Source organism: Paenirhodobacter enshiensis, assembly GCF_000740785.1.
Lineage (GTDB): Bacteria > Pseudomonadota > Alphaproteobacteria > Rhodobacterales > Rhodobacteraceae > Rhodobacter > Rhodobacter enshiensis.
The window spans coordinates 38892-60842 of the sequence record NZ_JFZB01000016.1 but is presented as its reverse complement, the minus strand read 5'-3'; the positions used below and the strand labels follow the sequence as shown (position 1 = coordinate 60842).

Here is a 21951-nt window from a genome sequence, read left to right as displayed (position 1 = left end):
AAATATCCCGGGGGAGTCCGGCGCAGCCGGACGGGGGCAGAGCCCCCGCGCCCTCACCGCCAGCGCCCCCCGCCCCCTTGTCGCCCCGGCCGCTTTTCCCTAGCATGATCCGCGTTTCCCGGAGACCGCAGAGATGACACAGGAGCCGCAGGGCGCATCCGTCCCATTCCATGCCGCGCCACAAGAGTTCATCGCCGGCGCCGGGGCGTCGGGCGATGCGGCCTGGCGCGATGTGCTTGATGCGGTCGACCGCACCTATGCCGATCTCGTCAGCCATCACGAACAGCTCGAACGCCAGAACCACGAGCTGGAGGCACTGCGCTCGTTCCATGCCTCGGTGCTGGCCTCGGTGTCGGATGCGCTTGTGGTGGTGTCGCGGCAGGGCACGGTGGTCGAATGTTCCGCCTCGGTCACCGATCTGACCGGGCGCGATGCCGGAGAGATCGCCGGACTGCCGCTTGCCGATCTGTTCACCGCCACCGACATTGTCCGCCTCGATACCGCGCTCGCCGAGGTCGCGGCGAGCGGCCAGCCGGTGACGATCGAAGCCGCCCTCGAAGCCCGCGGCCAGCCCGCGCCGCTCGATCTTTCCGTCGCGCCACGCTTCGACGAGCGCCATCGCCTCGCCGGCTGGGTGCTGAGCGGGCGGCCCCTGGGCGAACTGCGCCGGGCCAATGCGCGCCTCGAAGCCAGCCTTGCCGAACTGAAGTCAGCCCAGACCATGCTGGTGCGCAACGAGAAGCTCGCCTCGCTCGGCCGGCTGCTCGCGGGCGTCGCGCATGAGCTGAACAACCCGATCAGCTTCGTCTATGCCAATGCCCATGCGATGGCGCGCTATGCGGGCAAGCTCGAAACCTATTTCGGGCGGGTGCAGGCCGGCGCCAGCCGGGCCGAGCTGAGCGCGCTGCGCGGCGAGCTGCGCCTCGAACGCGACATGCGCAACCTGCGCGAGGCCGTGGAGGGCACCAGCGAAGGCGCCGCGCGGGTGCGCGACATCGTCGAGGATCTGCGCCGGCTGTCCTCGGACGGCTCGGGCGAGATGGTCGCCTTCGATCTGGCCGAGGCGGTGCAGATCGCCGCGCATTGGGTGTTGCGCGGCAGCCGGGCGCATGTGGCGCTGCGCCTCGAAGGGTTGCCGCGGCTGATGGTGCGCGGCCGGCCCGGCCATATCCAGCAGGTGGTGATGAACCTCGTGCAGAACGCCGCGGACGCCATTGCCGGCGCCGGCACGGACACCGCCCCCGCGACCGATGGCGCGATCACCGTCACGCTCTCCGCCACGGGTGGCATGGGCCGGATCGAGGTCGCCGACACCGGCCCCGGCATCCCCCCCGCCATCGCCGCCGAGATCTTCGATCCGTTCTTCACCACCAAGGAGGTCGGTCAGGGCACCGGCCTCGGGCTGTCGATCAGCGCCAAGATCGTCGAGGAACATGGCAGCCATCTGGAACTGGTTCCGGGCACGCCCGGCGCGCGGTTTCGCTTCGAGCTGCCGCTCGCTCAGGAAGAGGCAAGATGAACCTGCTTTGGCTTCAGGCCGCCGGCTGCGGCGGCTGCACCATGTCGCTTCTGTGCGCCGAGGCGCCCGATCTGTTCTCGCTGATGGAGGGCGCGGGGATCGAGTTGCTGTGGCATCCCTCGATCAGCCTCGAAACCGGGGGCGAGGTCCGCGCGCTGCTCGACCGGATCGAGAGCGGCGCACAGACCCTCGACATCCTCTGCATCGAGGGCGCCATCGCGCGCGGGCCCCGCGGCACCGGGCGGTTCCAGATGCTGGCGGGCACCGGGCGCTCGATGCTCGACTGGGTGAGGTCGCTCGCGCCCAGGGCCGGCCATGTCGTCGCGGTCGGCACCTGCGCGGCCTATGGCGGGATGACGGCGGCGGGGGGCAACCCCTCGGACGCGGTGGGGCTGCAATACGATGGCGCACTGCCGGGCGGCATCTTGGGCGAAGGGTTCCGCGCCCGGCTCGGGCTGCCGGTCGTCAATGTCGCGGGCTGCCCGACGCATCCCGACTGGGTGAGCGAGACGCTGATGATGCTCGCCGCGGGCGACTTCGGCCCCGAGGCGATGGATGCCCTCGGCCGGCCGCTGTTCTACGCCCGCAACCTCGTCCATCACGGCTGCCCGAAGAACGAGTTCTACGAATACAAGGCCTCGGCCGAGGCGCTGTCCGAGATCGGCTGCATGATGGAGCATCTGGGCTGCATCGGCACGCAGGCGGTGGGCGATTGCAACATCCGGCCGTGGAACGGCACCGGATCGTGCACCCGCGGCGGCTACCCTTGCATCAACTGCACCGCGCCCGAGTTCGAGGACCCGGGCCACGCCTTCACCGCCACGCCGAAGATCGCGGGCATCCCAGTGGGCCTGCCGACCGACATGCCGAAGGCCTGGTTCATGGCGCTGGCCTCGCTGTCGAAAGCGGCGACGCCAGCGCGCATCGCGAAGAACGCCCATGCCGACCGCATCGTCGCCCCGCCGACGCTGCGCCCGCCGCGGGGGCGCGCATGAGCCGCCTTGTCGTCGGACCGTTCAACCGGGTCGAGGGCGACCTCGAAGTGCATCTCGATGTCGAAAACGGTCGGGTGCGCTCGGCCGAGGTGTCCTCGCCGCTCTATCGCGGGTTCGAGGCGATGCTGATCGGCCGCGATCCGATGGATGCGTTGACCATCGCGCCCCGGATCTGCGGCATCTGCTCGATCAGCCAGTCGGCGGCGGCGGCGCAGGCGCTGGCGGCGGCGGGCGGGGTGCAGCCGGCGCCGCAGGGCGCGCTGATCGCCGCGCTGATCCAGGCGGTCGAGAATGTCTGCGACCACCTGACCCATTTCAACCTGTTCTTCATGCCCGATTTCACCCGGCCCTGCTATGCCGGGCGGGGCTGGCACCGGCGCGCCCTCGACCGCTTCACCCCGGCCGAGGGCGGCGCGCAGCGCGCCGCCCTGCGCGCGCGGGCGGAGCTGATGCACATCCTCGGCCTGCTCGCGGGCAAGTGGCCGCACACGCTGGCGATCCAGCCCGGCGGCGTGACCCGCGCCCCCGACGAGCGCGACCGCACCCGCATCCGCGCCACGCTGCGCGCCTTTCGCGACTATCTGGAGACCACGCTGTTCGGCGCCCCGGTCGAGGAGTTCATCGCCCTTGCCACCCCCGCCGATCTGATGCGCTGGAGCCGCGGCGACGCCGGGCTGTTTCTGGAAATCGCCGCGGATCTCGATCTCGACACGCTCGGCCGCGGGGCGGGGCGATACCTCAGCTTCGGGGCCTATCCGCTGGACGGGGGGCCGGTGTTCGCCCCGGGGCTGTGGCAGGACGGCGGGCTCGCGCCCCTCGACACGGCGGCGATCGCCGAGGACCTCAGCCATTCCTGGATGCTCGGCCCGACGGCGCATCCTTTCGCCGGCGACACCCGCCCGGACGAGGCGATGCGCGAGGGCGCCTATTCCTGGTGCAAGGCGCCGCGGCTGAACGGTCAGCCGGCCGAGGTCGGCGCGCTGGCCCGGCAGGTGATCGACGGCCATCCGCTGGCGGTGGCGCTGGCGGGCGGCGGGGTCCTTGCGCGCGTGGCCGGAAGGCTGCTGGAGCTTGCCCGCACCCAGATCGCGCTCGAACGCATGGCCGGGGCGATCCGCCCGGCCGAGCGGTTCATGATCCGCACCCCGCCGGTGCGCGAGGGGCAAGGCGCCGGTCTGGTCGCGGCGGCGCGCGGTGCGCTCGGCCACTGGGTCCGGATCGAAGGGGACGTGATCGCAAGCTATCAGATCATCGCGCCGACGACCTGGAACTTCTCGCCCCGCGATGCGGCGGGGGTGCCCGGGCCATTGGAGGCCGCGCTCGTCGGCACCCCGGTCGCGGAGGGCGAAGAGACGCCCATCGCCGTGCAGCATATCGTGCGCTCCTTCGATCCGTGCATGGTCTGCACGGTGCACTGATGGCGGGGCACTGATGGCTGGGCATTGATGACAGAGCGCAAGGGAACCGAAATCCGCGTGCGCGGGCAGGTCCAGGGCGTCGGGTTCCGTCCCTTCGTCTGGCGTCTGGCGCGCGACCGCGGCCTTCGCGGCTGGGTGCTGAACGATGCCGCAGGGGTGCTGATCCGGATCTGGGGCGAGACCGCGGGTTTCACCGAAGCCTTGCGCGACGAGGCCCCGCCGCTGGCCCGGATCGACCGGATCGAGACCCGCGAAGTCACGGAAAACCCGCCCGACGGCTTTGAAATCCGTGCCTCGGAGGGCGGCGCAGCCGATACCCGCGTCACGCCGGACGCCGCCACCTGCCCCGATTGCCTCGCCGAGATCCGCGCCCCCGGCCGCCGTCACGGCTATGCCTTCACCAATTGCACCCATTGCGGACCGCGGTTCTCGATCCTGCGCGGGCTGCCCTATGACCGGGCGCAGACCACGATGGCGGGCTTCGCCCTGTGCCCCGCGTGCCGCGCCGAATACGACGATCCGGCCGACCGCCGCTTTCACGCCCAGCCCGTCGCCTGCCCCGCCTGCGGCCCGCGGCTGTGGTTCGAGGCGGACGGGGTTGAGCTCTCGGGCGATCCCGTCGCGCTGGCCGTCGCCGCCCTGAAACGCGGCGAGATCGTCGCGGTGAAGGGGCTCGGCGGGTTTCATCTGGCCTGCGACGCGCGCGACCCGGCAGCCGTCGGGCGGCTGCGCGCGCGCAAGCACCGCCCGGCGAAGCCCTTCGCGCTGATGGCGCGCGAGGCCGACCTCGATCGGCTGGTGCGCGTCACACCCGCTGACCTTGCCGCCCTGCGCAGCCCCGCGGCGCCGGTGGTGCTGATGCCCGCGCGCGGCACGCTGCCCGGGGTCGTGGCGCCCGGCATCGACACTCTGGGCGTGATGCTGCCCTATACGCCGCTGCATCACCTGCTCCTCGACGCGTTCGGCGGGGTGCTGGTGATGACCTCGGGCAATCTCTCGGGCGAGCCGCAGGTGATCGACAATGCCGAGGCGCGCGCGAAGCTCGCCCCTTTCGCTGACGGCTTCCTGATCCATGACCGCGACATCGCCCGGCGGCTCGACGATTCGGTGCTGCGCTGCGATCCGCCGATGGTGCTGCGCCATGCCCGCGGCCGGGTGCCGGGCGTGATCGACCTGCCAGAGGGCTTCGCCGACGCGCCCGAGGTGCTGGCCACCGGCGCGCAGATGAAAGGCGCGATCTGCCTGATCCGCCACGGTCAGGCGATGCTGTCGCATTATCTCGGCGATCTCGATGACCCGCTGTGCCTGAGCGAGTTCGAGCGCGCCATCGCTGATTATCGCGCGCTCTTCGCCCATCGCACGTCGCATGTGGCCGTCGACGCCCACCCCGGCTATCGCGCCAGCCAGATCGGCCGCGACATCGCCGGGCGCGAGGGGCTGCCCGTCACCGAGGTCTGGCACCATCACGCCCATATGGCCGCCTGCATGGCCGAGAACGGCTGGCCGCTTCGGGGGGGCAAGGTGGCGGGGATCGTGCTCGACGGTACCGGGCTCGGCCCCGATGGCACGCTCTGGGGCGGAGAGCTGCTTCTGGGCGATTACCACGCGGCGCGGCGCATCGCGCATCTGGCGCCCGCGCCGCTGCCGGGGGGCGACCGGGCGGCGCGCGAGCCCTGGCGCAATGCGGTCATGCGGCTCGATCAGGCGGGGCTTGCGCTGCCCGAGCCTCTGGCCGCGCTGCCGGTTCAGGTGATCCGCGCCGCCGCCCGCGCCGGGCTGAACGCGCCGCTGTCGTCCTCGGCCGGGCGGCTGTTCGATGCGGCGGCGGCGATCATCGGGCTCTGCGTGCAGGCGCAAAGCTACGAGGGCGAGGCCGCGATGCGGCTCGAGGCGCTGGCCGGCACCGCGCGCGAGGCCGCTGAGGTCGAGGACCAGACCGACGGGCCGCAGATCGACCCCGCCCCGATGCTGCGGATGCTGTGCGGCCCTGCCCCCGCGGCGGAGCGCGCCCGGGCGGTTCATCTGTGGCTCGCGCAGGCCTTCGCCCGCCGCGCCCGGAAGCTCATCGAGACCGGCGCGGCGCAGGCGGTGGCGCTGTCGGGCGGCTGCTTCCAGAACGCGCTGCTGCTGCGGCTGACGCTGACGGAGCTGTCGGGCCTGCGGGTGCTGATCCACCGCGAAACCCCGGCGAATGACGGTGGACTGGCGCTTGGACAGGCGCTGATCGCCTCGGCGCAAAGCATGTGACCACCCCGGACCGAGGATCGGTCACACGCTAACCATGCAAAACCGACACAAAGTGGCTAAAGCACTGAATTCACGGGAATAATTCAGCTGCGACAATCTGTCCGTTTGTAGTTCACCGGCGATCACGTCCCCGGCATATCGGAAGTCATACCTCGGTGCGGCCCGCCTTCCGGCCCGACACCGGCAGAGATTGCGGGAGGGACGGATGTCCGAAATCGAAACCTTCTACGAGGTCATGCGCCGCCAGGGGATCACCCGGCGCAGCTTCATGAAATTCTGTTCGCTGACGGCGGCGGCGCTCGGCCTCGGGCCGGCCTACGTGCCGAAGATCGCCGAGGCGATGGAGACCAAGCCGCGCACCCCGGTGATCTGGGTCCACGGCCTCGAATGCACCTGCTGCTCCGAGAGCTTCATCCGCGCCGCCCATCCGCTGGCGAAGGATGTCGTGCTGAGCATGATCTCGCTCGATTACGACGACACGCTGATGGCCGCGGCCGGCAAGGCCGCCGAAGACGCGATGCGCGACACCATCGAGAAATACAAGGGCAACTACATCCTCGCGGTCGAGGGCAACCCGCCGCTGAACGAGGACGGGATGTATTGCATCGTCGGCGGCCGCCCCTTCGTCGAGCAGCTGAAGGAAGCCGCCGAGCACGCCAAGGCGATCATCAGCTGGGGGGCCTGCGCCTCTTACGGCTGCGTGCAGGCCGCCGCGCCGAACCCGACGCGCGCGACCCCGGTGCACAAGGTGATCCTCGACAAGCCGATCATCAAGGTGCCGGGCTGCCCGCCCATCGCCGAGGTGATGACCGGCGTGATTACCTACATGTTGACCTTTGACCGAATGCCGGAACTGGACCGGCAAGGGCGGCCGGCGATGTTTTATTCGCAGCGTATCCATGACAAGTGCTATCGCCGGCCGCACTTTGACGCGGGACAGTTCGTCGAACACTGGGACGACGAGAACGCGCGCAAGGGCTATTGCCTTTACAAGATGGGCTGCAAGGGCCCGACCACCTACAACGCCTGCTCGACGGTGCGCTGGAACGACGGCGTGTCCTTCCCGATCCAGTCGGGCCACGGCTGCATCGGCTGCTCGGAGGACGGGTTCTGGGATCAGGGCTCGTTCTACGACCGCGTGACCGACATCAAACAGTTCGGCATCGAGGCGAATGCCGACAAGATCGGTGCCACCGCCGCCGGCGTCACCGCGGGTGCGGTCGCGGTGCATGCCGCGGTCTCGGCGCTCAAGCGCGCCCAGAAGAAGAACGAGGAAAAGTAATCATGGCGATCTCCACTCCCAACGGTTTCAACCTCGACGCTTCGGGCAAGCGAATCGTCGTCGACCCGGTCACCCGGATCGAGGGGCACATGCGCTGCGAGGTCAACGTCGACGACAACGGCGTGATCACCAACGCGGTCTCGACCGGCACGATGTGGCGCGGCCTCGAAGTCATCGTGAAGGGCCGCGACCCGCGCGACGCCTGGGCCTTCGTCGAGCGGATCTGCGGCGTGTGCACCGGCACCCATGCGCTGACCTCGGTGCGCGCGGTGGAAGACGCGCTCGGCATCCAGATCCCGGACAACGCCAACTCGATCCGCAACATGATGCAGCTGGCGCTGCAGATCCATGACCACGTGGTGCATTTCTACCACCTGCACGCGCTCGACTGGGTGAACCCGGTCAACGCGCTGAAGGCCGATCCGAAGGCCACGTCGGAGCTGCAGCAGATGGTCAGCCCGAGCCATCCGCTCTCCTCGCCCGGCTATTTCCGCGACGTGCAGAACCGGCTGAAGAAATTCGTCGAATCGGGGCAGCTCGGGCTGTTCAAGAACGGCTATTGGGACAATCCGGCCTACAAGCTGCCGCCCGAGGCCGATCTGATGGCGACGACCCATTACCTCGAGGCGCTCGACCTGCAGAAAGAGCTGGTGAAGATCCAGACGATCTTCGGCGGCAAGAACCCGCATCCGAACTGGCTGGTCGGCGGCGTGCCCTGCCCGATCAACATCGACGGCGTGGGCTCGGTCGGCGCGATCAACATGGAGCGGCTGAACTACGTCTCCTCGATCATCGACCTGGGGGCGGAGTTCTGCAAGAACGTCTACATCCCCGACGTGATCGCCATCGGCGGCTTCTACAAGAGCTGGCTCTATGGCGGCGGTCTGTCGTCGAAGGCGGTGATGTCCTACGGCGACATCCCGGAGCACGCGAACGATTTCTCGGCCGAGCAGCTGCATCTGCCGCGCGGCGCGATCATCAACGGCAACCTGAACGAGGTGCTCGACGTCGATCCGCGCGACCCGTCGCAGATCCAGGAATTCGTCGATCACTCCTGGTACACCTATGGCGAGCCGGGCAAGGGCCTGCATCCCTGGGATGGCGAGACCTCGCCGAAGTTCGAGCTCGGCCCCAACGCCAAGGGCACCAAGACCAATATCGAAGAGCTGGACGAGGCCGCGAAATACAGCTGGATCAAGGCGCCGCGCTGGAAGGGCCATGCGATGGAGGTGGGGCCGCTGTCTCGCTACATCATCGGCTACGCGAAGGGCCACGAGGACATCAAGGGCCAGGTCGACGGGCTGCTGCGCACGATGGACCTGCCGGTCGATGCGCTGTTCTCGACGCTCGGCCGCACCGCGGCGCGCGCGCTCGAAGCCGAGTATCTGACCCGCGTGCAGCGTCACTTCTTCGACAAGCTGATCGCCAACATCAAGAACGGCGACGAATCGACCGCCAATGTCGAGAAATGGGATCCCTCGACCTGGCCGAAGGAGTGCAAGGGCGTCGGCATGACCGAGGCACCGCGCGGCGCACTCGGCCACTGGATCCGCATCAAGGACGGCCGGATCGAGAACTATCAATGCGTCGTTCCGACCACCTGGAACGGTTCGCCGCGCGACGCTCAGGGCAATATTGGCGCGTTCGAGGCCTCGCTCCTCAACACCCCGATGGAACGCCCCGAAGAGCCGGTCGAGATCCTGCGCACGCTGCACAGCTTCGATCCCTGCCTTGCCTGCTCGACCCATGTCATGTCGGCCGATGGCGAGGATCTGACCACCGTCACCGTCCGCTGAGGAGGGCGCCATGCGAGATTTCGAACCGGAGGGCCGTCCATGACCGACAAGATCGTGCGCCGCAACTCGGTCTACGTCTACGAGGCGCCGGTGCGGCTGTGGCACTGGGTCAACGCGCTCTCGATCACCGTGCTGTGCGTGACGGGGTATTTCATCGCCTCGCCGCCGCCCTCGATGCAGATCGCAGAGGCCTATGACCAGTTCGTCTTCGGCTATATCCGATTCGCCCATTTCGCTGCCGGGATGATCCTGACGGTGGGCTTCTTCGGGCGACTCTACTGGGCGTTCGTCGGCAACCGTTATGCGCGCGAGCTGTTCGTGCTGCCGGTGCACCGCGCGAGCTTCTGGCGCGGTGTGCTGCACGAATTGCGCTGGTATCTGTTCCTGGAACGCGAGCCTGCCAAGATCGTCGGGCACAACCCGCTGGCGCAACTGGCGATGTTCGTGTGCATCACGCTGGGGCTGATTTTCATGATCGTCACCGGCTGGGCGCTTTACGCTCAGGGCGCGGGTCAGGGCAGCTATCCCGACATGGCCGCGGGCTGGGTGCTGGGGCTGATCTGGAACAGCCAGTGGTTGCACACGCTGCATCACCTCGGCATGTGGATGATCGTCATCTTCATGATCATCCACATCTATGTGGCGATCCGCGAGGACATCATGTCGCGTCAGACCATGGTCTCGACGATGATTTCCGGCCACCGCATGTTCAAGGATGACGAAGAGGCCTGATCTTAGCCGCCATTCCGACATCGCGACAATCCCCCCGGATGGAACACATGTTTCCATCCGGGTTTTCTTTTGGAAATTTACTTTTCATGAACCTTTCGGACGAATTCCTGTAAAAGGAAAATTAACCATTGCCGTTCAAGGTGATGACAGATTGCCGCAGTTTTCACCGATCCCCGGTTCGCAAGCCGGATGACAGCGTTACTTTCATCTGAGAACCGGGGCGCAAAGCCTCTTGCCAGCACCGCCCGGGAGGGGACCATGCCAGCAAGCCATCACGACCTGCCCCGCAGGATTCTGATCCTGGGGATCGGCAATGTCCTTTGGGCCGACGAGGGGTTCGGCGTGCGCTGCGTCGAGGCGATGGCCGACCGTTTCGCCCTGCCTGAAAACGTGCGGCTCCTCGACGGCGGCACGCAGGGGCTCTACCTGCTGCCGTTCCTTGAGGAAGCCGAAGCCGTCATCATCTTCGACGCCATCGACTTCGGCCTTGAACCCGGCACGCTGCATGTGCTGCGCGACGGCGATGTGCCGGCCTTCATGGGCGCGAAGAAGATGAGCCTGCATCAGACCGGCTTTCAGGAAGTGCTGTCGACCGCGCAACTTCTGGGCCGCTGCCCGGACAAGCTGACGCTGATCGGCTGCCAGCCCGCCGAGATCGAGGATTTCGGCGGCAGCCTGCGTCCCATCGTGTCGGACCGTATCCCCGAGGCGCTGTCGGCCGCCGTCGCCGAACTCGCCCGCTGGGGCGTCGAGGCCCGCCCCGGCCGGACCGAAAGCATCGACCTCGTCGATGCCTCGCTCGCCCGCGCCGCCTATGAGGACGGCCGCCCCGATGCCGCGCTCGCCTGCCGCAGTGGCGACGAGCGGTTCTTCCCGGAGGATAGCTGATGTGCGTCGGCGTTCCGGCCCTGCTGACCGGCTGTGACGGCATCCGCGGCGAGGCGGTGATAGAGGGCGAAGCCACCCTCATCGACCTGTCGCTGACGCCCGAGGCGCGCCCCGGCGACTGGGTGCTGACCTTCCTCGGCGCCGCGCGCGAGGTGATCTCCGCCGATCAGGCGCAGAAGATCGCGGCCGCCCTCGGCGGGCTGCGCGCGCTGATGACGGGCGGCGACCTCGGCGATGCCTTCGCCGATCTCGAAGCCCGCGAACCCTCGCTCCCCCCCCATCTCGCCGCCGCGCTCGCCGCCGGCCGCACCACCGCCTGAGGCCCCCGATGCACGACATTGCCCCCGCCCCTGCCGCCCCCTCGGGACAGATGCACCCGCTGGTCGCCCGGCTGATCCACGAGATGAACTATCCGCTGCTGTCGAACCTCTCGGATCTCGCGGAGTTCACTGCGCGCCCCGGCGCGCATTGCCTGCTGGTGCCGGGCGACGCCGCGCGCAACCTAGAAACCCCGGATGCGGCCGTGGTGCTGCCGGAACTGCGCATGACCTTCCAGCACGCGTTTGATTGCGCCGTCGTCGGCGACGCGATCGAGGCCGAGGTGCGCCAGCGCACCCATGCACTGAAAACCCCGTCTTTCCTGTTCTGGCGCGACGGGGAATTCCTCGGCGCGATCGAGAAGATCCGCGACTGGGACGATTACATCGCCCGCACCACCCATATCCTGACGACGAAGGGCTGAGACATGGCTTCGAATTTCCATCTGCCGCCCGTGGGCTTCGGCCCCGGTTCCCAGCCCGACGAGGAAGAGGGTCTGGACTACATGCACCTGCCCTCGGGGATGCGCACCTACGAGACGCATCTGCCCGAGGTGGACGACCCGTCGGCGCTCAGCCCGGCGCTGAAGACGCTCGCCGATCTCGCCACCGCCTGCGAGGCGGCCGCAAAGGGTGGCATGGCGCGTTTCGATCTGTCGAAGCTCGATCAACAGAACCGCGCGCTGATGGCGGAAACGCTGGGTCAGGGCGAGGTCGCGATGAAGATCCGCGGCATCCCGGCGCTGCGCGTGCAGGAGGCGGTCTTCGCCGGGGTCTGGGCGATCTCGGGGGCGGGCATCGACGCGGTCGAGGTCGGCCCCGTGCCCGCGGCCGCGCTCAGCCGCGCGTTCGAGCCCTATCGCGCCGGCCTCGGCGCCGATCTGGCACGCCCGGCCGGGGTGGTGAACGCCCCCGCGCTGCTGGCCGAGCTGACCGACCATTCCGCCCGCTACAAGGGCGGCGCGGCCCATGTCATCAACCTGACCCTGCTGCCGCATACCGAGGAAGACCTCGACTGGCTCGACCGCACGCTTGGCGAAGGGGCGGTGACGGTGCTGTCGCGCGGCTATGGCAACTGCCGGATCACCGCGACGGCGCTTTCTCATGTCTGGCGGGTGCAGTTCTTCAACTCGATGGATCAGCTGATCCTCGACACGTTCGAAGTGACCTCGATGCCTGAGGTGGCGCTGGCCGCGACCGAGGATCTGGAGGATTCGGCATCCCGCATCCGCGAAGTGCTGGAGGCGATCCGTTGAGCGGTTTCGAAGGCAGCTACCTCGGCGCGAACGACCGGATCTCGGACCGGGCGATCATGGAATGCAAGATCTGCTGGACGCCCTACGAGCCCGATCATGGCGACGACACCCGGCAGGTGCTGCCCGGCACGCCGTTCACCGCGCTGCCCGACGACTGGAAATGCCCGAACTGCGACGCGCCGAAGGAACAGTTCATCGTGCGCGAGGATCCGGGCGCGCCGGCGCTGCTGGAATCGCGCCGGATCGAGGAGCGCGTCGCCCTTCTCACCGCCGATTTCCGCGAGATCTGGAACTCCACCATGCGCGACGTGCCCCTTGTGAACAAGGTGCTCTCGGTCGAGGCGGTGGGCTTCATCAGCCATGAGGGGCGCGCGCTCGGGGTGCTGATCTCGCCCTGGTTCATGAACCTGATCGAGCTTCCGGCCGAGGGCGAGGACTGGTCGACGCTGGTGCCCGGCGCGAAGGAGATGATCGACTTCCCCTCGGGGCGCTACGAGTTCATCCACAACGTGCGCGAGATGGTCGGCGGCTACAAGGCGTGCTCGCTGTTCTCGCCGATGGGCGAATTCCAGAACCAGATGCAGGCGCGCGACGTCGCTCGCGCGGTGATGGCAGAGCTGTTCAACCCCGAGAACATCGCCGAGACCGACCGCGCCGCCGAGATCCGCGCCACCCGCGAGGCAGAGATCGCCGCCGCCGAAGCCCCTGCCGAGGCGCCCGCCGAAGCGGCGGAAGCCATCGAGACCGTCGAGGCCCCGACCCGGCGCCAGCTGCTGACCGGGGGCCTCGCCGCCGAGCCGGTGGCCGAACCCGAAACCGGCGGCGCCGAATGAGCGGCTCGCTGCGCATCGCCCTGACGCCTGCGGGGCCGCGGATCTTCCGCCCGGCCGATCTGCCGGTGGCACGGCTGTTGCGCGGTCGCGATGCAGCAGAGGTGGCCGAAATGCTGCCCCGGCTGTTCAACCTTTGCGGTGCCGCGCAGGGCGAGGCCGCGCGCCTCGCCCTCGGCATCGAGACCGACGACAATCCCGGAAACGCCACCCGGCGCGAGGTGCTGCGCGATCATCTGGCGAAGCTGTTCATCGCCTGGCCCCGGCTTCTGGGGCTTGCGCCGCAGCCGCTGCCCCAGAACTGGGCCGAGGGCGGGCGCCGGCTGTCGCGCGCGATCTGGGGCCATGCCGAGATGCCGGGCGATCTGCGCCGCTGGCTCGGCTGGGACGAGGGCGTGGCCCCGGTCCTCTCCGCCATCGCCGAGACGTTCTCGAAGGGCGAGGCCGAAGCCGCCCTGCCCGCGCTTTCGGACCCGTTCACCGTGAGGGCCGAGGACAATTCCCCCGCCGCCCGTGTCGCGGATCACCCCCTGATGCAAGAGGCCGAGGCACGCTTCGGCCGCGGCCCGTTCTGGCGCGCGCTCGGCCGCGCGGTCGATCTGCAAGCGGCGATCGAGGACGTGTTCGGCGCCGAATCCCCCGCCCCCGGCCGCGCCACGGCACCCGCCGCGCGCGGCACCTATGCGATCGAGGTCGCGCTTCAGGACGGCCGGCTGACCGATCTGACCCGGATCACGCCGACCGATCATCTTCTGGTGCCGGGGGGCGTGCTGGAACGCAGCCTCGCCACCCTGCCCGCCGCCAAGGCGCGTCTGGCGCCGCTGGTCGTCGACATTCTCGATCCTTGCGTGCCCTGGGAGGTCGCCGATGCATGAGATGTCGATCGCCGAAGGCATCCGCTCGGTCGTCGAGGATGCCGCCCGGACCCACGGCTTCGCGCATATCGCCCGGCTGCGGCTGGAGATCGGCCTCTTCGCCGGGGTGGAGAAACGGGCGCTCGAATTCGCCTTCGACGTGGTGATGCGCGGCTCTGCGGCCGAGGGGGCGGTTCTGGAGATCATCGACCTGCCCGGCCGGGCGCTGTGCTATGACTGCGGCGAGACCGTCGAGATCGCCGAAAGGCTGGACCCCTGCCCGCTGTGCGGCGGCGGCCGGCTGCTGCCGCAGGGCGGCGATGAAATGCGGATCAAGGACATGGAGGTGCAGTGATGTGCACGGTTTGCGGATGCGGCGAGGCCCCGGTCTTCATCGACGGGCGCGAGATCAGCCATGAGGAGGCCCATCGCCTCGGTCTGGCGCACAGCCACGGGCATGAGCACGGGCATGAGCATGAGCACACGCATTCCCATGACCACGACCATGCTCATCCGCACGACCACGCCCATGACGAGCAGCATCATTACGGCCTCGGTGCGGCGGGGGTCTCGGTTCCGGGGATCAGCCAGACCCGCCTGATCGAGATCGAGACCGGCATCCTCGCGAAGAACGACGCGCTCGCGGTGTCGAACCGGCGGGTGCTGAACGCGCTCGGCGCGCTCGCGGTCAATCTGGTGTCCTCGCCCGGTTCGGGCAAGACGACGCTGCTGTGCCGCACCATCGAGATGCTCGGCGATCAGCCCCTCGCGGTGATCGAGGGCGACCAGCAGACCACGAATGACGCCGACCGCATCCGCGCCACCGGCGCGCGTGCGTTGCAGGTGAACACCGGCAAGGGCTGCCATCTCGATGCCGATATGGTCGGCCGCGCGATGGATACGCTGCACCCGCGGCCGGGCTCGATCCTGTTCATCGAGAATGTCGGCAATCTGGTCTGCCCGGCCTCGTTCGATCTGGGCGAGGACGCCAAGGTCGCGATCCTGTCGGTGACGGAAGGCGAGGACAAGCCGCTGAAATATCCCGACATGTTCACCGCGGCGAAGCTCGCGATCCTGAACAAGACCGATCTCGCGCCCCATTGCGACGCCGATCTCGACGCCTATGAGGCGAACCTGCGCCGGGTGAACCCCGAGATCGAGGTGATCCGCCTGTCCGCCCGCACCGGCGAGGGGATGGATCTGTGGCTCGGCTGGCTGCGCGCGCATCTGGCGCAAAAGGCGCTCTGATGGCCGAGGCACCGCGCCCCACGATCCTGCTCGTCGATGACGAGCCGCATTCGCTCGCCTCGATGCGCATGGCGCTCGAGGACGAGTTCGAGGTGCTGAGCGCACCCGGCGCGGGCGCGGCGCTCGACATCCTCGAAGAGGAATGGGTGCAGGCGATCTTCTGCGATCAGCGGATGCCCGGCCGCACCGGGGTCGAGTTCCTGACCGAGGTGCGCGACCGCTGGCCCGAGACGGTGCGCATCGTCATCACCGGCTACACCGACCCGCAGGCGATGATGGCGGCGATCAACGACGCCGGCATACATCAGTTCATCCCCAAGCCCTGGCACCCCGAGGAACTGCTGATGGCGGCGCGCAACGCCACAAGGCTGTTCCAGCTCGCGCGCGAGAACGAGCGGATGTCGCTCGAGATGAAGGTGCTGACCTCGACCGCGGAAAGCCGGGTCGAGAAGCGGCGCAAGGCGCTGCGCGAGGGCATGGGGTTCGAGACGATCCTGCGCACGCCGACCTCGGCGATGAATCAGGTGGTGGCACTTGCCCGGCAATATGCGAGTTTCGACGTGCCGGTGCTGCTCAGCGGCGAGGCGGGGACCGGAAAGGGCCAGCTTGCCCGCGCGATGCACTTCGGCTCGCTGCGCTCGGAACGGCCGTTCTACGAACTGGCGCTCGCCGGTCTGCCGGAAGAACTGGCCCTGATCGAGATGTTCGGTGCCAAACGCGGCGTTCTGCCCGGCGGCGCGAACCGGATCGGTCTGGTGCAGAAAGCCGACCGCGGCACGCTCTATCTGGGCGGGATCGAGGCGGCCGGCCCGGCGCTGCAACTGCAACTGCTGAAACTGCTGACCGAGGGCGCGTTCAGCCCGGTCGGCGGGCAGGAGGTGATCGGCTCCAACCTGCGGCTGATCGCCGGATCGAACTGCGCGCTGCGCGAGGCGGTGGCCGAGGGGCGGTTCCGCGCCGATCTGTATTACGCCCTCGCCGTCGGCGAAATCGCCCTGCCGCCCCTGCGCGCGCGGCGCGGCGACGTCGCGATGCTGGCGCAACGGATGCTGAGCGACATCGCCACCAGCCACGGCAAGCCGATCGCCGGCTTCGACGCGGCGGCACTGGAGTTTCTGGAGAATTACGACTGGCCCGGCAACCTGCGCGAACTGTCGAACGAGGTCACGCGGATGATGATCTTCGCACAGGACCGCGTGCTCGGGGCAGAGCTGATCTCGCGCCACATCCTGCAGGCGGAACCGGGCGAGGAAGGCGCGGACCGCTCGGCCGAGAGCGTGATGGTCTCGGGCGGAACGCTGAAGGACAGGGTGGAGCTGATCGAGATGCGGATCCTGCGCGAGACGCTGACGCGGTGCCGCTGGAACAAGAGCCGCGCGGCGGCGGAACTCGGGCTGTCGCGGGTCGGGCTGCGCGCCAAGCTCGACCGATATGGCATCGCCGCCCCCGCGGGCCGGCAGGACGAAGAGGAGGACATCTGATGTGTCTGGGCATACCGGGGCAGATCGTGGCGATCACGGCGCCCGAACGGATGATGGCGATGGCCGAGGTCTCGGGCGTGCGGCGCGAGGTCAACGTGGCCTGCGTGGCCGACGGCCCGCTTGAGGCGCTGATCGGCGAATGGGTGCTGATCCATGTCGGCTTCGCGATGAGCCGGATCGACCCGGAGGAGGCCGAGAAGACGCTGATCGCGCTGCATGAACTGGGCGAGGTCGCCGAGGCCACTGGCCAGATGGCCGAGGCGGACCGGGCGCTCGCGCAATGAAATACGCCACCGAATTCCGCGACCCCGCCGCCGCGAAGACGCTTCTCGCCCGCATCGCCCATGTCGCCGACACCCTCGGCGCCAGCCGCGAGGCGCCGATCCCGATCATGGAGATCTGCGGCGGCCACACCCATTCGATCTTCCGCTACGGCCTCGACAAGCTGGTGCATGAGGGGATCGAATTCGTCCACGGCCCCGGCTGCCCGGTCTGCGTCCTGCCGCGCGCCCGCGTCGACGAGGCGATCCAGCTCGCCACCCGCCCCGAGGTGATCTTCACCACCTTCGGCGATGCGATGCGCGTGCCCGGCGCCAGCCAGTCGCTGTTGCAGGCGAAGGCGGCGGGCGCCGATGTGCGCATGGTCTACAGCCCGCTCGACGCGCTCGAACTCGCGCGCCGCAACCCGGAGCGCGAGGTGGTGTTCTTCGGCATCGGCTTCGAGACCACGACGCCCTCGACCGCGCTCGCGATCCAGCAGGCGGCACGCGAGGGGCTGACGAATTTCTCGGTGTTCTGCAACCACATCACCGTGCCCGAGCCGCTGAAGGCGATCCTCGACGATCCGTTCATGAACCTCGCGGGGTTCATCGGGCCGGGCCATGTCAGCATGGTGATCGGCACCCATCCCTATGATTTCATTGCCCGCGACTATCACAAGCCGGTCGTCGTCGCCGGGTTTGAACCTTTGGACATCCTGCAATCGGTGCTGATGCTGCTCACCCAGATCGCCGAGCAGCGCGCCGGGGTCGAGAACCAATATGCCCGCGTCGTGCCCGAGAACGGCAACCCCGTCAGCATCGCCGCGATGGCCGATGTCTACGAGAAACGCCCGAGTTTCGAGTGGCGCGGTCTGGGCGAGATCGACAGCTCCGGCCTGCGCATCCGCCCCGCCTATCGCGCCTTCGACGCCGAGGAGAAATTCGGCATCGGCTATGCCGGCATCCGCGCCGAGATCGCCGACCCCGAGGGCTGCGCCTGCGGTCAGGTGATGATCGGTCATCTGAAACCGACGCAATGCCCGCATTTCGGCAAGGGCTGCACGCCGGAAACGCCGCTCGGCGCGCTGATGGTGTCCTCGGAAGGCGCCTGCGCGGCCTATTGGCAATATGGCGGGGCGCGCGCGGCGGCCGAATAGGCCCCCCGGCTCCGGGAAGGACAGGAACAGATGGCATTACGCGACGACAAGGTGACGCTCGCCCATGGTGGTGGCGGCAAGGCGATGCGGGACCTGATCGAGGAAGTGTTCACCTCGGTCTTCCAGCCGCCGGGGATGGAGGATCAGGCGCGTCTTCAGGCCGAGGCTCTGGCAGAACCGGGCGCGCGGCTCGCCTTCACCACCGACGGCTTCGTCGTCACCCCGGTCGAGTTTCCCGGCGGCGACATCGGCACGCTGGCGGTCTGCGGCACGGTGAACGATCTGGCCGTGGGCGGGGCACGGCCGCTGTGGCTCTCGGCCGCCTTCATCATCGAAGAAGGCACCGAGGTCGCACTTCTGCGCCGCATCGTCACCTCGATGGCGCGCGAGGCAGAGGCCGCGGGTGTGCGCATCGTCACCGGCGACACCAAGGTCGTCGGGCGCGGCGCCTGCGACAAGGTCTTCGTCACCACGGCGGGCGTCGGCGTCATCCCACCCGGCCGCGACATGGCGGCGGCACGCGTGCGGCCCGGCGATGTCGCGCTGGTCAACGGCGTGCTCGGCGATCACGGCGCGGCGCTTCTGGCGGCGCGCGGCGATCTGGCGCTGTCGACGGAACTCGAAAGCGACTGCGCCGCGCTCGGCCATCTGATGGAAGCGATCCTCGCCGCCGCGCCGAATGCCCGCGCCGCGCGCGATCTGACCCGCGGCGGGCTCGCCTCGGCGCTGAACGAGATCGCCGAGGCCGCCGGCTGCGGTATCGAACTCGACGAAACCGCCCTGCCGCTGCGCGCCGAGGTCACCGGCATGTGCGAACTTCTGGGCCTCGATCCGCTGTATCTGGCGAACGAGGGCCGGCTCGTCGTCTTCGTCCCGCCCGAGGAGGCCGCGGCCGCCCTCGCCGCGATGCGCACCCGCCCCGAGGGCGAGGGCGCCGCGATCATCGGCACGGCGACGCCCGAGCATCCCGGACAGGTGCGGATGCGCACCGGCTTCGGCGGCGCGCGCATCGTCGACATGCTGGTCGGCGAACAACTGCCGCGGATCTGCTGACCGCCGGGGGCGGCCCGCTCGCCCCCCGCACACGCCCCGCAGCGATAGTCGGGCCCCATCCGATGCGCCTTATGGCAAGGGCACGCCCCGCCCCCACATCATTTGACAAAGCGCCCCCGGCCGAACCTCCCCACCCGAAGCCGCCGCCGGGCGCCCGCACACCCCGCCTCCCCCGGCGCCTTTCCCTTTCATCTTTCCTCAAATATCCTCGGGGGTCCGGGGGCAGACGGCCCCCGGCGCTCGACATAAAAGCAGCGTTCGGGGGCAAAGGGTCCGATGGACTGGCAAGACCAAGGCACGATCCTCTCCGCCCGCCCGCATGGCGAAACCTCGATGATCGTCGAGGCCTTCACCGCCCGGCACGGCCGTCACCTCGGCGTGGTGCGCGGCGGTGCCTCGCGCAAGATGGCGGCGATGCTGCAACCGGGCAGCCATGTCGCGCTTGCCTGGCACGCCCGGCTCGACGATCAGATCGGCACGCTGAAGGTCGAACCGCTCGCCTCGCGCGCCGGCGCCATGGAAGACCGTCTGGCGCTCTCGGGGCTCAGCGCGGTCTGCGCGATGCTGTCCTCCTCGCTGCCCGAACGCGAGCCGCAACCCGACCTTTACGCCGCGACGGAGCCTCTGTTCGACGTCATCGGCCGCGCCATCGAGGGCTGGCCGCTCGATTATCTTCGCTGGGAGGCCGGGCTTCTCGACACGCTCGGCTACGGGCTCGACCTCAGCCGCTGCGCGGTCACCGGCAGCCGTGACGATCTCGCCTATGTCTCGCCGCGCACCGGCCGCGCGGTCAGCCGTGAGGGCGCCGGAGACTGGGCACCGCGGCTGTTGCCATTGCCGCAAGCCCTTCTCGGGCAAGGCAGCGCCACCTGGGCCGAGATCGCCCAGGGCCTGCGCCTGACCGGGCATTTCCTCGCGCTCTTCGCGGCCGAACACCACCACGCCCTGCCCGAGGCCCGGGCAAGGCTCCTCGCCGCGATCGAGCGCAGAACCTGACCTCAGGGCGCGGTGCGGTCGTCGAGCTTCAGCTGCAACAGCGCCAGATCGAGCCAGCGGCCGAACTTCTGCCCGACCTCCGGCATCCGGCCGACCGGCACGAACCCCAGCCGCTCGTGCAGATGGATCGAGGCCGCGTTCTCCGCCTCGATCGCCGCGACCATGATGTGCCGGCCATCCTCGCGCGCGAAGGCGATCAGCGCCTCCATCAGCATCCGGCCGCGCCCGCCGCCGCGCTTGTCGGCGCGAATATACAGCGAATGCTCCACCGTCTCGCGGTAACCGTCGAAGGAGCGGAACGCGCCATAGGTCGCGTAGCCGGTCACCTCGCCCTGCTCCTCCAGCACCAGAACCGGCACGCCTGCATCGTGATGCGCGGCGATCCACCGAACGCGGTTATCGGCATCGACCACCACATCGTTCCAGATCGCGGTCGAGTTCAGCACCGCCTCGTTGTAGATTTCGGCAATCGCCGCGGCATCGGCGGGGGTGGCATCGCGGATCATCGGCGCATCCTTCGGCAGGGTCTCGGGCAACAGGTCTTCGGCCGGCAGATTGCGCTTTCCCCTGCCGGGTGCAAGCCCCGAGCGGCGCCGCACTCTGGACGCGCGGCCGCGCGCGCATTAGGTGAAGGACAGCCAAGGAGAGCCCGATGAAACCTGCCCTGACCCTTTACCTCGCCGCGCCGCGCGGGTTCTGCGCAGGCGTCGACCGCGCGATCAAGATCGTGGAGATGGCGCTCGAGAAATGGGGCGCGCCGGTCTATGTGCGCCACGAGATCGTGCACAACAAGTTCGTCGTGGACAGCCTGCGCTCGAAGGGCGCGGTCTTCGTCGAGGAGCTGGACGAATGCCCCGACGACCGCCCGGTGATCTTCTCGGCGCATGGCGTGCCGAAATCCGTCCCGGCCGAGGCCGCGCGCCGCGATCTGATCCAGATCGACGCCACCTGCCCGCTGGTGACCAAGGTCCACAACGAGGCCGCGCGACATTACGAAAACGGCCTGCAGATGGTGATGATCGGCCATGCCGGCCATCCCGAGACGCTCGGCACCATGGGCCAGCTGCCCGAGGGCGAGGTGCTGCTCGTCGAGACCGTCGAGGACGTGGCGAAGATCGCGCCGCGCGATCCGGCGAAGCTCGCCTTCATCACCCAGACCACGCTGTCGGTCGATGACACCGCGGATATCGTGAGCGCGCTGCGCGCGCGCTTCCCGGCGATCATCGGGCCGGGCAAGGAAGACATCTGCTACGCCACCACCAACCGCCAGTCCGCGGTGAAGGCGATCGCCGGCAAGATCGACGCGCTTCTGGTGATCGGGGCGCCGAACAGCTCGAACTCGCGCCGTCTGGTCGAGGTCGGCCGGGCGAATGGCTGCGCCTACAGCCAGCTTGTGGGGCGCGCTTCGGAGATCGACTGGCGCGCGCTCGAAGGCGCGAAGGCGATCGGCGTGACCGCCGGCGCCTCTGCCCCCGAAGTGCTGGTCAACGAGGTGATCGACGCCTTCCGCGAACGGCGCGACGTGACCGTCGAGATGGTCGAGACCGCGCGCGAGGACATCGAGTTCAAGGTGCCGCGCATCCTGCGCGACCCCGCCGCCCAATGACGCCGCCGGTTGCCCG

22 protein-coding genes are annotated in these 21951 nt (G+C 68.9%); 21 read left to right on the top strand and 1 reads right to left on the bottom strand.

Features of this window, described 5'->3' with window-relative positions:
- Positions 1-133: 133 nt before the first annotated feature.
- From CG50_RS09830 to recO, 20 genes are all read left to right on the top strand, one after another.
- Complete coding sequence (locus tag CG50_RS09830; protein ID WP_081880373.1) at positions 134-1519, top strand: sensor histidine kinase; 1386 nt, start codon at positions 134-136, stop codon at positions 1517-1519.
- Positions 1516-2514 (top strand): NADH-quinone oxidoreductase subunit B family protein, encoded by a 999-nt coding sequence (locus CG50_RS09825; protein ID WP_036637650.1) that lies wholly within the window; start codon positions 1516-1518, stop codon positions 2512-2514. Before CG50_RS09830 ends, CG50_RS09825 begins: the two co-directional genes overlap by 4 nt.
- Positions 2511-3932 (top strand): nickel-dependent hydrogenase large subunit, encoded by a 1422-nt coding sequence (locus tag CG50_RS09820; protein ID WP_036637648.1) that lies wholly within the window; start codon positions 2511-2513, stop codon positions 3930-3932. The genes CG50_RS09825 and CG50_RS09820 overlap by 4 nt, the downstream gene beginning before the upstream one ends.
- A 27-nt stretch (positions 3933-3959) precedes the next feature.
- Positions 3960-6179, top strand: coding sequence for a carbamoyltransferase HypF (gene hypF, locus CG50_RS09815; RefSeq protein ID WP_036637646.1), 2220 nt, complete (start codon positions 3960-3962; stop codon positions 6177-6179).
- A gap of 205 nt (positions 6180-6384) precedes the next feature.
- Positions 6385-7461, top strand: a complete 1077-nt coding sequence (locus tag CG50_RS09810; protein ID WP_036637644.1) for a hydrogenase small subunit — start codon at positions 6385-6387, stop codon at positions 7459-7461.
- A gap of 2 nt (positions 7462-7463) precedes the next feature.
- Complete coding sequence (locus CG50_RS09805) at positions 7464-9257, top strand: nickel-dependent hydrogenase large subunit (protein WP_036637642.1); 1794 nt, start codon at positions 7464-7466, stop codon at positions 9255-9257.
- A 39-nt stretch (positions 9258-9296) separates the two neighbouring features.
- Positions 9297-9989 (top strand): Ni/Fe-hydrogenase, b-type cytochrome subunit, encoded by a 693-nt coding sequence (gene cybH, locus CG50_RS09800; protein WP_036637640.1) that lies wholly within the window; start codon positions 9297-9299, stop codon positions 9987-9989.
- A 258-nt stretch (positions 9990-10247) separates the two neighbouring features.
- Entirely contained in the window at positions 10248-10877 is a 630-nt protein-coding gene (locus CG50_RS09795) for a HyaD/HybD family hydrogenase maturation endopeptidase (protein WP_036637638.1), read from the top strand.
- The gene (locus CG50_RS09790; RefSeq protein WP_036637636.1) at positions 10877-11197 is read left to right on the top strand and encodes a HypC/HybG/HupF family hydrogenase formation chaperone; all 321 of its coding nucleotides are present in this window, start codon (positions 10877-10879) and stop codon (positions 11195-11197) included. The genes CG50_RS09795 and CG50_RS09790 overlap by 1 nt, the downstream gene beginning before the upstream one ends.
- 8 nt (positions 11198-11205) lie before the next feature.
- Complete coding sequence (locus CG50_RS09785) at positions 11206-11619, top strand: hydrogenase accessory protein (RefSeq protein WP_081880372.1); 414 nt, start codon at positions 11206-11208, stop codon at positions 11617-11619.
- 3 nt (positions 11620-11622) lie between these two features.
- Entirely contained in the window at positions 11623-12450 is an 828-nt protein-coding gene (locus CG50_RS09780; protein ID WP_036637635.1) for a hydrogenase expression/formation protein, read from the top strand.
- Positions 12447-13283 (top strand): [NiFe]-hydrogenase assembly chaperone HybE, encoded by an 837-nt coding sequence (gene hybE / locus CG50_RS09775; protein WP_036637633.1) that lies wholly within the window; start codon positions 12447-12449, stop codon positions 13281-13283. Before CG50_RS09780 ends, hybE begins: the two co-directional genes overlap by 4 nt.
- Complete coding sequence (locus tag CG50_RS09770; RefSeq protein ID WP_036637631.1) at positions 13280-14155, top strand: hypothetical protein; 876 nt, start codon at positions 13280-13282, stop codon at positions 14153-14155. The genes hybE and CG50_RS09770 overlap by 4 nt, the downstream gene beginning before the upstream one ends.
- A complete protein-coding gene (gene hypA, locus CG50_RS09765; RefSeq protein ID WP_036637629.1) occupies positions 14148-14489 on the top strand; it encodes a hydrogenase maturation nickel metallochaperone HypA in 342 nt (113 codons plus the stop codon). Before CG50_RS09770 ends, hypA begins: the two co-directional genes overlap by 8 nt.
- Positions 14489-15382: a hydrogenase nickel incorporation protein HypB gene (gene hypB, locus CG50_RS09760; protein ID WP_036637627.1), complete on the top strand. Its 894-nt coding sequence runs from the start codon at positions 14489-14491 to the stop codon at positions 15380-15382. Before hypA ends, hypB begins: the two co-directional genes overlap by 1 nt.
- Complete coding sequence (locus CG50_RS09755) at positions 15382-16863, top strand: sigma-54-dependent transcriptional regulator (protein WP_051909847.1); 1482 nt, start codon at positions 15382-15384, stop codon at positions 16861-16863. Before hypB ends, CG50_RS09755 begins: the two co-directional genes overlap by 1 nt.
- Complete coding sequence (locus tag CG50_RS09750; protein ID WP_036637623.1) at positions 16863-17147, top strand: HypC/HybG/HupF family hydrogenase formation chaperone; 285 nt, start codon at positions 16863-16865, stop codon at positions 17145-17147. The genes CG50_RS09755 and CG50_RS09750 overlap by 1 nt, the downstream gene beginning before the upstream one ends.
- Positions 17144-18280 (top strand): hydrogenase formation protein HypD, encoded by a 1137-nt coding sequence (hypD, locus tag CG50_RS09745; protein ID WP_036637621.1) that lies wholly within the window; start codon positions 17144-17146, stop codon positions 18278-18280. Before CG50_RS09750 ends, hypD begins: the two co-directional genes overlap by 4 nt.
- A gap of 30 nt (positions 18281-18310) precedes the next feature.
- Positions 18311-19333 (top strand): hydrogenase expression/formation protein HypE, encoded by a 1023-nt coding sequence (hypE, locus tag CG50_RS09740; protein ID WP_036637620.1) that lies wholly within the window; start codon positions 18311-18313, stop codon positions 19331-19333.
- 276 nt (positions 19334-19609) lie between these two features.
- The gene (recO, locus tag CG50_RS09735; RefSeq protein ID WP_036637618.1) at positions 19610-20329 is read left to right on the top strand and encodes a DNA repair protein RecO; all 720 of its coding nucleotides are present in this window, start codon (positions 19610-19612) and stop codon (positions 20327-20329) included.
- A 2-nt stretch (positions 20330-20331) separates the two neighbouring features.
- Here the strand turns inward: recO and CG50_RS09730 are convergent, their stop codons facing one another.
- Positions 20332-20865: a GNAT family N-acetyltransferase gene (locus CG50_RS09730; RefSeq protein ID WP_338048270.1), complete on the bottom strand. Its 534-nt coding sequence runs from the start codon at positions 20863-20865 to the stop codon at positions 20332-20334.
- A 116-nt stretch (positions 20866-20981) separates the two neighbouring features.
- Here CG50_RS09730 and ispH point away from each other — a divergent pair, with 116 nt between their 5' ends.
- Positions 20982-21935: a 4-hydroxy-3-methylbut-2-enyl diphosphate reductase gene (gene ispH / locus CG50_RS09725; RefSeq protein WP_036637614.1), complete on the top strand. Its 954-nt coding sequence runs from the start codon at positions 20982-20984 to the stop codon at positions 21933-21935.
- Positions 21936-21951 lie beyond the last annotated feature (16 nt).

Excerpts from the sequence above, each read along its gene's own strand:
- CG50_RS09830 (WP_081880373.1), top strand. The coding sequence starts at position 134 with ATGACACAGGAGCCGCAGGGCGCATCCGTCCCATTCCATGCCGCGCCA.
- CG50_RS09825 (WP_036637650.1), top strand. The coding sequence starts at position 1,516 with ATGAACCTGCTTTGGCTTCAGGCCGCCGGCTGCGGCGGCTGCACCATG.
- CG50_RS09820 (WP_036637648.1), top strand. The coding sequence starts at position 2,511 with ATGAGCCGCCTTGTCGTCGGACCGTTCAACCGGGTCGAGGGCGACCTC.
- hypF (WP_036637646.1), top strand. The coding sequence starts at position 3,960 with ATGACAGAGCGCAAGGGAACCGAAATCCGCGTGCGCGGGCAGGTCCAG.
- CG50_RS09810 (WP_036637644.1), top strand. The coding sequence starts at position 6,385 with ATGTCCGAAATCGAAACCTTCTACGAGGTCATGCGCCGCCAGGGGATC.
- CG50_RS09805 (WP_036637642.1), top strand. The coding sequence starts at position 7,464 with ATGGCGATCTCCACTCCCAACGGTTTCAACCTCGACGCTTCGGGCAAG.
- cybH (WP_036637640.1), top strand. The coding sequence starts at position 9,297 with ATGACCGACAAGATCGTGCGCCGCAACTCGGTCTACGTCTACGAGGCG.
- CG50_RS09795 (WP_036637638.1), top strand. The coding sequence starts at position 10,248 with ATGCCAGCAAGCCATCACGACCTGCCCCGCAGGATTCTGATCCTGGGG.
- CG50_RS09790 (WP_036637636.1), top strand. The coding sequence starts at position 10,877 with ATGTGCGTCGGCGTTCCGGCCCTGCTGACCGGCTGTGACGGCATCCGC.
- CG50_RS09785 (WP_081880372.1), top strand. The coding sequence starts at position 11,206 with ATGCACGACATTGCCCCCGCCCCTGCCGCCCCCTCGGGACAGATGCAC.
- CG50_RS09780 (WP_036637635.1), top strand. The coding sequence starts at position 11,623 with ATGGCTTCGAATTTCCATCTGCCGCCCGTGGGCTTCGGCCCCGGTTCC.
- CG50_RS09770 (WP_036637631.1), top strand. The coding sequence starts at position 13,280 with ATGAGCGGCTCGCTGCGCATCGCCCTGACGCCTGCGGGGCCGCGGATC.
- hypA (WP_036637629.1), top strand. The coding sequence starts at position 14,148 with ATGCATGAGATGTCGATCGCCGAAGGCATCCGCTCGGTCGTCGAGGAT.
- hypB (WP_036637627.1), top strand. The coding sequence starts at position 14,489 with ATGTGCACGGTTTGCGGATGCGGCGAGGCCCCGGTCTTCATCGACGGG.
- CG50_RS09755 (WP_051909847.1), top strand. The coding sequence starts at position 15,382 with ATGGCCGAGGCACCGCGCCCCACGATCCTGCTCGTCGATGACGAGCCG.
- CG50_RS09750 (WP_036637623.1), top strand. The coding sequence starts at position 16,863 with ATGTGTCTGGGCATACCGGGGCAGATCGTGGCGATCACGGCGCCCGAA.
- hypD (WP_036637621.1), top strand. The coding sequence starts at position 17,144 with ATGAAATACGCCACCGAATTCCGCGACCCCGCCGCCGCGAAGACGCTT.
- hypE (WP_036637620.1), top strand. The coding sequence starts at position 18,311 with ATGGCATTACGCGACGACAAGGTGACGCTCGCCCATGGTGGTGGCGGC.
- recO (WP_036637618.1), top strand. The coding sequence starts at position 19,610 with ATGGACTGGCAAGACCAAGGCACGATCCTCTCCGCCCGCCCGCATGGC.
- ispH (WP_036637614.1), top strand. The coding sequence starts at position 20,982 with ATGAAACCTGCCCTGACCCTTTACCTCGCCGCGCCGCGCGGGTTCTGC.